General features: G+C 70.7%; 11 protein-coding genes. 5 read left to right on the plus strand and 6 right to left on the minus strand.

The window, feature by feature from the left end:
• Positions 1-42 precede the first annotated feature (42 nt).
• Positions 43-483, minus strand: a complete 441-nt coding sequence (locus ACH5AF_RS29410; RefSeq protein WP_398905816.1) for a hypothetical protein — start codon at positions 481-483, stop codon at positions 43-45.
• 106 nt (positions 484-589) lie between these two features.
• Entirely contained in the window at positions 590-1,528 is a 939-nt protein-coding gene (gene miaA, locus ACH5AF_RS29415) for a tRNA (adenosine(37)-N6)-dimethylallyltransferase MiaA (RefSeq protein WP_398905740.1), read from the minus strand.
• A gap of 181 nt (positions 1,529-1,709) precedes the next feature.
• On the opposite strand from miaA, the gene ACH5AF_RS29420 reads away from it, so the two are divergent.
• Together ACH5AF_RS29420 and ACH5AF_RS29425 are read left to right on the plus strand one after the other, a co-directional pair.
• Positions 1,710-1,946 (plus strand): gliding motility protein, encoded by a 237-nt coding sequence (locus ACH5AF_RS29420; protein WP_398905742.1) that lies wholly within the window; start codon positions 1,710-1,712, stop codon positions 1,944-1,946.
• A gap of 33 nt (positions 1,947-1,979) precedes the next feature.
• Positions 1,980-2,225, plus strand: coding sequence for an antitoxin (locus ACH5AF_RS29425; RefSeq protein ID WP_398905743.1), 246 nt, complete (start codon positions 1,980-1,982; stop codon positions 2,223-2,225).
• Between the two features lie 198 nt (positions 2,226-2,423).
• Here the strand turns inward: ACH5AF_RS29425 and ACH5AF_RS29430 are convergent, their stop codons facing one another.
• Both ACH5AF_RS29430 and miaB read right to left on the minus strand, forming a co-directional pair.
• A complete protein-coding gene (locus ACH5AF_RS29430; RefSeq protein WP_398905745.1) occupies positions 2,424-3,131 on the minus strand; it encodes a class III extradiol dioxygenase subunit B-like domain-containing protein in 708 nt (235 codons plus the stop codon).
• 416 nt (positions 3,132-3,547) lie between these two features.
• Complete coding sequence (gene miaB / locus ACH5AF_RS29435) at positions 3,548-5,038, minus strand: tRNA (N6-isopentenyl adenosine(37)-C2)-methylthiotransferase MiaB (protein ID WP_398905747.1); 1,491 nt, start codon at positions 5,036-5,038, stop codon at positions 3,548-3,550.
• A 129-nt stretch (positions 5,039-5,167) separates the two neighbouring features.
• Between miaB and ACH5AF_RS29440 the strand changes: the two genes are divergently transcribed.
• Positions 5,168-6,163 carry a TAXI family TRAP transporter solute-binding subunit gene (locus tag ACH5AF_RS29440; RefSeq protein WP_398905749.1) on the plus strand — a complete coding sequence of 332 codons (996 nt, stop codon included), beginning with the start codon at positions 5,168-5,170 and terminating at the stop codon, positions 6,161-6,163.
• A 168-nt stretch (positions 6,164-6,331) separates the two neighbouring features.
• Here the strand turns inward: ACH5AF_RS29440 and ACH5AF_RS29445 are convergent, their stop codons facing one another.
• Positions 6,332-7,729, minus strand: coding sequence for a sensor histidine kinase (locus ACH5AF_RS29445; protein ID WP_398905751.1), 1,398 nt, complete (start codon positions 7,727-7,729; stop codon positions 6,332-6,334).
• 15 nt (positions 7,730-7,744) lie between these two features.
• Positions 7,745-8,452: a response regulator transcription factor gene (locus ACH5AF_RS29450; RefSeq protein WP_398905753.1), complete on the minus strand. Its 708-nt coding sequence runs from the start codon at positions 8,450-8,452 to the stop codon at positions 7,745-7,747.
• A gap of 330 nt (positions 8,453-8,782) precedes the next feature.
• On the opposite strand from ACH5AF_RS29450, the gene ACH5AF_RS29455 reads away from it, so the two are divergent.
• Together ACH5AF_RS29455 and ACH5AF_RS29460 are read left to right on the plus strand one after the other, a co-directional pair.
• Complete coding sequence (locus ACH5AF_RS29455) at positions 8,783-9,568, plus strand: amino acid ABC transporter ATP-binding protein (RefSeq protein WP_398905755.1); 786 nt, start codon at positions 8,783-8,785, stop codon at positions 9,566-9,568.
• Between the two features lie 66 nt (positions 9,569-9,634).
• Entirely contained in the window at positions 9,635-10,483 is an 849-nt protein-coding gene (locus ACH5AF_RS29460) for a glutamate ABC transporter substrate-binding protein (RefSeq protein ID WP_398905756.1), read from the plus strand.
• The last annotated feature ends 134 nt before the right edge of the window (positions 10,484-10,617 follow it).

A 10,617-nucleotide genomic window follows, 5' to 3' on the forward strand; every position in this document is an offset into this window, starting at 1 on the left:
CGCTCCACCGCTCATGCAGGCACGCGGCCCCCATGCGCCGGCTCAGCGCAGGCGGGCCACCCGCCACACCGCGAGGGCGACGAGGACCGCCCCCACGCCCACATACAGAGCCAGGACGCGCCAGTCCGGACGCTCGCCGGAGCCACGGGCGGGCAGGCCGGGCCAGCTGTGCCCAACGCGACGGGCCGCCATCACGCCCCAGCCGGCCGCGCAGCAGCTGATCAGCAGGCCGAGCATGGCGACCACCGCCCCGCCGTCCCCCGTGCCGAAGGCGAGCGGGAAGGCGAACATCAGGGAGCCGACAGCGGCGAGCGCGACGATCGGAGCGAGCTGCCAGATGCGCAGGCGCCGCTGCGGGCGGAGCTCCACCTCGACCTCGTCGGCGAGTACGTCATGCTCGTCGGGACCGTCCGGGCTCAGCCCCGAGGTGCCTTCGGCCGCATCTCGGCGCTCCCGCTCGGTGTCGCGAGGGCCGGCCTCCATCGCCACGCGCCCTCCCAACTCGGACTCAGCTGTCGATCGATGCTCGATGATGGCACGCTCCAGGTGGCCGGAATGACGGGCGGAGCGTCCCGATGCCATCACGTGATCAGGCTGTGACCGCTCGTTCGATCAACGCCAGGGCACGCTGCGGAAGTTCCGTCCGGTCCTGCGCCGCGCCGCTGAGCCAGTGCACCCGCGGATCCCGCCGGAACCAGGAGTCCTGTCGGCGTGCGAAACGTTTCGTGGCGCGCACGGTCTCCTCGCGGGCCTGGCGTTCGGTGCACTCCCCCGCGAGCGCGGAGAGCACCTGCTGGTAGCCCAGCGCGCGGGACGCGGTGCGCCCCTCGCGGAGTCCCTGCTCCTCAAGGGAGCGCACTTCCTCGACCAGCCCAGCCTCCCACATGCGGTCCACACGCAGGGCGATGCGCCCGTCGAGCTCCGGCCGCCCGACGTCGACGCCGATCTGCACGGTGTCGTAGACGGAGTCGTGGCCCGGGAGGTTGGCCGTGAAGGGCTTGCCCGTGATCTCAATGACCTCGAGCGCCCTGACGATGCGACGGCCGTTGCCCGGCAGGATCGCGCGGCCCGCATCAGGGTCGGCGGCGGCAAGACGGGCGTGGAGTGCCCCGGAGCCGCGCACGGTCAGCTCCTCCTCCAGCCGGGCCCGCACATCGGGGTCGGTGCCCGGGAATTCGAGGGCGTCGATCGCGCCGCGAACGTACAGCCCCGAGCCGCCCACCAGGACGGGTGTGCGGCCCTCGGCGAGCAGCCGGTCGATCTCCGCCCTGGCCAGCCGCTGGTACTCGGCGACGCTCGCCGTCTCGGTGACGTCCCAGATGTCGAGCAGCCGATGCGGGACGCCGTGGCGCTCCTCGGCTGTCAGCTTGGCGGTGCCGATGTCCATCCCACGGTAGAGCTGCATGGAGTCGGCGTTGACGACTTCGCCGTCCAGCCGCTGGGCCAGGAAGACCCCCAGATCGGACTTTCCGGCCGCAGTGGGACCGACGACGGCGATGACCCGCGGTGCGGGAGCTGCACTTCTCACCGCCCCAGTTTCGCAAACCCCGGCACCGCTCCCCGAACGAGCGAAGTGACGGCAGGCGGCGGGGGTCGTTGCCTGTTGCGAGGTTCCGGACGCCGGTTTCGGGCCGGTACCCGCGAGCGGCGCAATGGGACGCTCCGGGCGGCGCGGAACTTCGCCCGCACGAGTACGCTATGGAGCAGATATGGGCGTTTTTTCATGGTTCCGCGGTAAGTCTGTGGCGACCGCCGAGGCGTCGGACCAGGAGGCACCCCTCGCCACCGTGGCGGCGGAGCCCCCGGCCGGCGCCCCGTCCGACTCCCAAGCCGATGCGGATGGCACGCTCGCCGAGGAGACAGCCGCTACGGGGGTGGACATCCCCAAGCAGCAGTCCGCCGAGGAGGCGGCGGACAGCGAGGCCGGTGAAGGCGCCCGGAAGTAGTGCCCCACACGGGATGACGAGGGAAGGTGAACCATGGGCTTCCTGGACACCCTGAAGGCCAAGCTCGCCCCGGCCAAGGACAAGGTCACCGACCTGGCCCAGCAGCACGAGGGCAGGATCGGGAAGGGCCTGGACAGGGCCGCCAAGACGGTCGACGACAAGACCAAGGGCAAGTACAGCAGCAAGATCGAGACGGGTACGGGCAAGGCCAAGGAGGCCCTGGGCCGCATCGCGCACCGCGACGAGAAGGGCCCCGGCACGACGCCGCCGGCAGCCTGAGATGAACAACGCAGGGCCGCGGAACGCAAGCTCCGCGGCCCTCCGTCTGCGCGAGAGACGGCGCCCGCACGTGGGCGGGGGCCCGTAGCCGGGCGGCCCTCCCGGCCGGCGCGCTGCCGCGGCGGTCGGGCCGTGCCAGGACCGGTGGGTCAGGCCCGGACCGGTTCCTGCCGTGGCGCCCGGTCGGCCTGCTGGTGGTCAGGACCAGGTCGCGACGAAGTAGCCCACCCCGTACGGTGCGTCCTCGTATAGCAGGCGGCCCTCGAGTCCTGCGCCCCGCGCGGCACCCGCGAGCACCTGCCAGGGGGCGCGGCCGGCGGCCTTGAGCTCCCGGGCCAGCGACGCGTCCAGCGCCATCAGTGCCTCGGCATCCGCCGCGCCAAGCGCCCGCGCGGCGTCCCGGTCGAAGCCCGCCGCGCGTTCGTCGAGGTATCCCGGGGCCTTGAGCGTCCGGCAGGCACTGCCGTCGCCCATGACCAGCATCGCGACCCGCTCGCTCCGCGCGGCGGCCTCGCGCCCGGCCGCGGCGCAGCGGTCGCCGACGAGCCGGTCGTCCACAGCGAGGCCCTCCACCGGAGAGGCCGCCCAGTGCGTACGCCCGAGCAGCCATGCCGCGACGGCGAGCGAGGCAGGCAGCTGCCGTTCCCGCTCGGGCCCCTCGCCCAGGCATACGGAGAGATCCTCGCCGAAGCTCCGGAAGGAGCCTCGGGTTCCCGCCGGGTACGTGCCGTGCTCCGCCTCCGCGGCCGGTCCGACCACGAGCAGCAGGTCCGGCCGAGCAGCGGCGAGCAGGCCCACGGCGTCGGCGCACGCCTCGCGGGCGGTGTCGAGTTCGGGTGCGGCTCCGGCAGCGATGTCGGGCACCAGGAGGGGCGGGCAAGGGCACACGGCGGCGGCGACAAGCATGATCGGCAGCCTAGTGCGTGCACATGCCACCGGGTCGGCGACCCGGCGCGGCCCACTGAGCGGCCGCGGCCGGAGAAGACCCTGGTCGGAGAGTGGCACGCGGCCCGTCAGGAGTGCCTGCGCGCCGCAGAACGGGCCGCGGTCCCAGAACGAGGTCCGCGGCGGCCACGGTCGCGGTGACCGCCGCATGACGAGCAGCACCCCGCACGACCCTCCCGCGGTGAACGCCGAGGCATCAACAGCACGCCGGCCCCACCGCACTCAACGCCACAGCACCAGCAGCACCCGCCAGAGCCGCAGCGCCGTGAGCGTCGCACGACGAACAGCGCGTCGGGGTGCGATCGCCGCGTCCGGCACGCGCGCGTGCCGGACGCGATCGTGGCCGCTCACCGAGGCACCGGCCGGCAGGGGGCGGGTCAGTCGCAGCCGCAGCCCGGTGCCGCAGCCGCGGGCAGCGGTTCCGGGGCGCCGATCTTCGGCAGGCCGAGCATCACACCGGTCGGCTTCGCGGCCTCCGCCGCGTTGCGCCGCGCCCACGCGTCGCCCGCGCGGGTGCGGCGTACGGACGTCACCGCACCCTCCGCGAGGAGGTGGTGCGGAGCGGCGTACGTGATCTCGACCGTCACGACGTCACCGGGACGCACCTCGGTCTCCGGCTTGGTGAAGTGGACGAGGCGGTTGTCGGGCGCGCGGCCGGAGAGCCGGTGCGTGGCGCCGTCCTTGCGGCCCTCGCCCTCGGCGACCATCACCTCGAGGGTGCGGCCGACCTGCTTCTTGTTCTCCTCCCAGGAGATCTCCTCCTGTAGGGCGACCAGACGCATGTAGCGCTCCTGGACGACCTCCTTGGGGACCTGGTTCTCCATGGTCGCCGCGGGTGTGCCGGGGCGCTTGGAGTACTGGAAGGTGAAGGCGTTGGCGAAACGGGCCTCACGCACGGTGTGCATCGTCTGCTCGAAGTCCTCCTCGGTCTCGCCGGGGAAGCCCACGATGATGTCGGTGGAGATGGCGGCGTGCGGAATGGCCGCGCGCACCTTCTCGATGATCCCGAGGAAACGCTCCTGCCGGTACGAGCGCCGCATCGCCTTGAGGATCGTGTCCGACCCGGACTGCAGCGGCATGTGCAACTGCGGCATCACGTTCGGCGTCTCGGCCATGGCCGAGATGACGTCGTCGGTGAAGTCGCGCGGGTGCGGGGAGGTGAACCGGACCCGCTCCAGGCCCTCGATCTTCCCGCAGGCACGCAGCAGCTTGCTGAACGCCTCGCGGTCGCCGATGTCGGAGCCGTAGGCGTTCACGTTCTGGCCGAGCAGGGTGATCTCGGAGACGCCCTCTGCGACGAGTGCCTCGATCTCGGCCAGGATGTCGCCGGGCCTGCGGTCCTTCTCCTTGCCGCGCAGGGCGGGGACGATGCAGAAGGTGCAGGTGTTGTTGCAGCCGACGGAGATCGAGACCCAGGCGGCATACGCGGACTCGCGGCGGGTCGGCAGCGTCGAGGGGAAGGCCTCCAGCGACTCCGCGATCTCGACCTGCGCCTCGTCCTGGACGCGGGCACGCTCGAGCAGCACCGGGAGCTTGCCGATGTTGTGCGTACCGAAGACGACGTCGACCCACGGCGCCTTGGTGACGATGGTGTCGCGGTCCTTCTGCGCGAGGCAGCCGCCGACGGCGATCTGCATCCCAGGGCGCCTGGCCTTCATCGGCGCGAGGCGGCCGAGATTGCCGTAAAGCTTGTTGTCGGCGTTCTCCCGCACCGCACAGGTGTTGAAGACGACGACGTCGGCGTCACCGTCGGCGCCGTCGGGAGCCCGCACGTAACCGGCGTCCTCCAGCAGGCCCGACAGCCGCTCGGAGTCGTGGACGTTCATCTGGCACCCGTAGGTGCGCACCTCGTAAGTTTTCGCACTCATCGCGCCCACCAGGGTACGGGGTCCCCGTGCCGCTACGCCTCTGCCTTGGTGGACCCCGGCGCCGCAGCCGACCCGGTGCGCACCGGAGGGGCCTGGCCAGTACCCCCGGTGAGCTGGCAGGATCGCGCCATGCTCCCCGTCGGCCTCCGCATCAGCCGCCGCCGTGCCCTCACGGCGGCGGCCGCCCTTGTCGCCTTCGGGATGCTCGCGTGGTGGCTGCTGCCCTTCGGTCGGACGTCGCCGAGCGGCGAGCTGACCTTCAGCACGGGATCGCGCAGCGGCGTCTACCAGCGGTACGGCGTGCTGCTGGAAGAGGCACTCGCCAAGGACATGCCCGACGTGGAGATCGATCTGATCACCAGCGAGGGATCGCAGCAGAACCTCGCGCGCGTGGCGTCCGGCGAGGCGGACTTCACCATCGCCACGGCCGACGCGGTCGCGACGTACAAGCGGGACGGCCTGCCGGGCGCCGACCGGCTGCGCGGCTGCGCGCGGCTCTACGACGACTACGTGCACCTGATCGTGCCGCAGAAGTCGCCGGTCTCGTCGGTGCGCGAACTGCGGGGCAAGGTGGTGGGCGTCGGCCAGCAGGGGTCGGGGGTCCGGCTGGTCGCCGACCGGCTGATGACCGCCGCGGGACTCGATCCGCAACGGGACATCACCCCCGTCCCCGCCGGGATAGACACCATGCCGGGACGGCTGGAGAACGGCAGCCTTGACGCGTTCTTCTGGTCGGGCGGTCTGCCCACGAACACCGTGCAGGAACTGTCCGAGCGGTTCGACATCCGGCTCGTCCCGCTCGAGGCTGAGGTCGTCGACAAGCTGCACGCCACGGGCGACTCGACCAGCTACTACCGCTCCGCGGTGATGCCGGCGGACGCGTATCTCCAGGCGCAGGGCGGTACGCCCGTTTCCACGATCGCGGTCGCGAACCTTCTGGTGACCACGGACCGGACGGATCCGGCGATGACGGAGGGCTTCACGCGGACGGTGATCGACAGCCGCGACCACATCGGCAACACGGTGCATCCGGCCCAGCTGGTGGATCTGCGGACCGCGGTCTACACGGCGCCGCTGCCGCTGCACGATGGCGCCCGGCGCTACTACCGCTCGGCCAAGCCGTAACGGCCAGCGCGCTCCCCCGGCCGCGCGACGCGGCCGCGCCGGCCAGATCGCACACGCCACAGGCCGCACGCGCCCGCCACCGCCCGCACGCGCCACCGTCACCCGAGGGCACGCACCACCGCCACTCGCGCCGACTCGGGCACCCCGCCCCGGCATACGCCCCCGGTGTCACTCACCGCCCGGCGGCGTGCGCGGCACCGTTACCGTCACGCGCAGGCCGCGGGGCTCGTGGTGGGCGTAGTCGATCGAGCCGCCGCCCGCCATCAGCAGCGCACGGGCGATGGAGAGGCCCAGGCCCGACCCCTTCACGTTCTGATGGCGGCCGCTGCGCCAGAAGCGGTCGCCGATACGGGACAGCTCCTCGTCCGTCAGCCCAGGTCCGCAGTCCGTCACGACGATCGTGGACGTGTCGCCGTTCGACGTGACGTCGAGGGTGACCGGCTCCCCTCGCGGCGTGAACTTCAGGGCGTTGTCGATCACTGCGTCCAGGGCGCTGGAGAGCGCGACCGGATCCGTCCATGCCGTGACCGGTGCCGTGTCCCCGCCCAGTACCACGCCCTTCTCGTCCGCCAGGGGCCGCCACGCGGCGACCCGCTCGGCCGCCAGCTCACCGATGTCGGTCAGCTGGAGGTCCGCGGCGGCGTGCTCGGCCAGCGCCAGGTCCAGGAGGTCGTCGAGGACCTGTGCGAGGCGCTTGCCCTCCGTACGCACGGAGGCGATCTCCTCGTTGCCGGCCGGCAGCTCCAGCGCGAGGAGCTCGATGCGCAGCAGGAGGGCGGCCAGCGGGTTGCGCAGTTGGTGGGAGGCGTCGGCGACGAACGCACGCTGCTGTTCGAGCACTTCCTCGACGTTGTCGGCCATCTCGTTGAAGGAACGGGCGAGCCGCCTGAGTTCCGGAGGGCCGCCCGCGGCGGCGACGCGGGAGTTCATCCGGCCCGTGGCTATGTCGTGCGTGGCCGCGTCCAGGACGCGTACGGGCCGCAGCACCCAGCCGGTGAGCCGGAACGCGGCACCCATGGCCAGGAGCATCGCCGCGCTCTCGCCGGCCGCGATGAGCAGCCAGCCCCGCAGGATGCCTGAACGCAGGTGGCCGGTGGGCGAGTCGGTGAAGACGACGGCGACGACATCTCCGTCCCGGACCACCGGTGAGGCGACGACGAGCCGCTCGCCCCGCTGCCAGGGCCAGACCTGCGGGGGATCCTCGCTGCGCCGGCCGGTGAGCGCCTCCTCGAACGCCTCCCGGCTCTCCCCCTCTCCCGGCAGCACCCAGGTCTGCGGTGCGCGCGCCATGGAGTTCATCTCCCGGTGGAAGACGCCCGCGCGGATGCCGTAGGTGTCGTAATAGCGGTCGAGCTGTTCCTGGAGGGTGGAGCGGCGCTCGTCCGTCACCGCCAGCCCCTTGGTGACGAACTGCGCGAGCGCCGCGAAGCGCACGGTGTCGTCGATCCGGTCGACCACGACCCTCTGTTGCTGAGCGGCGGCGAGGCTCACGGCCAGCGGGAAGCCGAGCGCGAGCAGCACGCCGGCCATGAGCACGATGAGCAGCGGAAGCAGTCGGGTACGCACGGGGAACGGCCTGCCCTACGCCCCGGCGGGCGCGACGAGCCGGTATCCGACGCCGCGTACGGTCTCGATCAGCGCCGGCATGCGCAGCTTGGACCGCAGGGACGCGACGTGCACCTCCAGCGTGCGGCCGGTTCCCTCCCAGCTGGTGCGCCAGACCTCGCTGATGATCTGCTCGCGCCGGAAGACGACTCCGGGCCGCTGGGCGAGGAGCGCCAGGAGATCGAACTCCTTGCGGGTGAGCTGGACATCTTCCCCGTCCACGCTGACGCGCCGGGTCGGCAGCTCGATGACGACCGGGCCGAGCCGCAGGGCGTCGCCCGTGGCGCCCTGCTGGGCGTCGTCGGTGGCTCCGGTTCGCCGGCTGACCGCGTGGATACGGGCCAGCAGCTCACCGGTGTCGTACGGCTTGACCACGTAGTCGTCGGCGCCCATGTTGAGCCCGTGGATGCGGGACCGGACGTCCGAGCGCGCGGTCACCATGATCACGGGTGTGGAGGTGAGCTTCCGCAGCTTGCCGCAGACCTGGTAGCCGTCCTGGTCTGGGAGACCGAGATCGAGAAGCACGACGCCAAAGGGCGGCTTGTCCGGATGGCTGTCGGGCAGCACCGCGCGCAGCGCCTCTTCGCCGTTGCGGGCGTGGACGACCTGGAACCCGTGCCTCGCCAGCACCGCGGACAGGGCGGCGGCGACGTGGTCGTCGTCCTCGACGAGCAGCAGCCTCATGGCCCCCCTACGTTCGTGAGCGGTGTTCGTACGGTCGATGATGCGGCGATCCGCAAGGACGTCGGATGGTCGGCGCCGACGTCAGAGTGTCAGAGCGTTGTCGCGGCATCCAACAGGGCATGAACGCCGATGCGCCCGCAAGGAGTCAAGGGGCATCCTGTTACACAGTGGTTTCCGTTACCTACCCGGTACGCTGACCACCGCCCTGTTCACGCAGAGTGTCCGATTGCGGCCCGATCGTTATGCTCAATTTCCCCTCAGATGTAATGACTGTGGTCGCAGCGCGTGATTAGGGTCCTCTGCAACCGAGGAGGACGGAGCAAGAAGCCGATGAGCGGAGTGTCAGTGACCAAGGGCGCAGACGAAGCCGTACCCGCTGCGGGCGACCTGGTCGTACTGAGCGACGTGAACAAGCACTTCGGCGCGCTGCATGTGCTCCAGGACATCGACCTGACGATCACGCGCGGCGAAGTCGTCGTGGTGATCGGACCGTCCGGGTCCGGAAAGTCCACGCTGTGCCGCACGATCAACCGCCTGGAGACGACCGACTCCGGCACCATCACGATCGATGGCAAGCCGCTGCCTCAGGAAGGCAAGGAGCTCGCACGGCTCCGCGCCGACGTGGGCATGGTGTTCCAGTCGTTCAACCTGTTCGCGCACAAGACCGTGCTGGAGAACGTGACGCTCGGCCAGGTCAAGGTGCGCAGGACGGACAAGAAGGCCGCCGAGGTGAAGGCGCGGGCGCTGCTCGACCGGGTAGGGGTCGCCGCGCAGGCCGACAAGTACCCCGCCCAGCTCTCCGGTGGCCAGCAGCAGCGCGTCGCGATCGCGCGGGCGCTCGCGATGGACCCCAAGGTCATGCTCTTCGACGAGCCGACGTCGGCACTCGACCCCGAGATGATCAACGAAGTCCTCGAGGTCATGCAGCAGCTGGCGCGAGACGGGATGACGATGGTGGTCGTCACCCACGAGATGGGCTTCGCCCGATCCGCCGCCAACCGGGTCGTGTTCATGGCGGACGGCAGGATCGTCGAAGAGGCATCGCCCGAGGAATTCTTCAGCAACCCGCGCAGCGACCGGGCCAAGGACTTCCTGTCGAAGATCCTCCACCACTGAGTCCTGGATCAGTTGTCCGTATCGCGTCTGATCCAACACTTCGCGTCAAACTCTAGGGAAGTCATCATGAAGCTTCGTAAGGTCACCGCCGCTTCGGCCACCGTGCTCGCGCTCGCCCTGTCAGCCACGGCCTGCGGCTCCGACAGCAAGGAGAGCGGCACCGACACCGGCACCGACGGCGGCGGCAAGAAGATCACCGTCGGCATCAAGTACGACCAGCCCGGCCTCGGTCTGAAGACGCCGGACGGCAAGTTCACCGGCTTCGACGTCGACGTCGCGAAGTACGTCGCCAAGGAGCTCGGTTACGACGAGAAGGACATCGAGTTCAAGGAGACGAAGAGCGCCGACCGCGAGACCGCGCTGGCCCGCGGCGACGTGGACTTCATCGCCGCAACGTACTCGATCACCGACGAGCGCAAGCAGAAGGTCGACTTCGCCGGCCCGTACCTCCTCGCCCACCAGGACCTGCTGATCCGCGCCGACGACAACATCAGCAAGGGTGACGACCTCAACGGCAAGAAGCTCTGCTCGGTCACCGGCTCCACCTCCGCGCAGAACGTGAAGAAGGACTTCGCGCCGAAGGCCCAGCTGAAGCAGTACAGCACCTACTCCCAGTGCCTCGGCGCCCTCCAGAGCGGCGCCGTCGACGCGCTGACAACCGACGACTCGATCCTCGCCGGTTACGCCTCGCAGGAGCAGTACAAGGGCAAGTTCAAGATCGCCGGCCTCAAGCTGAGCAACGAGAACTACGGCATCGGTGTCAAGAAGGGCGACACCGAGATGGTCAACAAGATCAACGCCGCCCTCGAGAAGATGGTCCAGGACAAGTCCTGGGACGCGGCCGTGAAGGCCAACTTCGGCCCGGCGAACTACCAGAACGAGCCCGCCCCGAAGATCGGCAACATCGTCAAGTGAAGCAGGGCTGACGAGGCGGGGCGCCCCCCCGGGGGGGGGGGCCGGGGCCCCCCCCCCCCCCCCCCCCGGGGGGGGGGGGGGGGGGTGGTTTATGGGGGGGAAATGGGGGGGGGGGGGGGGGTTCCGGGTGAAAA

The sequence above is a fragment of the Streptomyces sp. NPDC018833 genome (genome assembly GCF_044390825.1).
GTDB lineage: Bacteria > Actinomycetota > Actinomycetes > Streptomycetales > Streptomycetaceae > Streptomyces.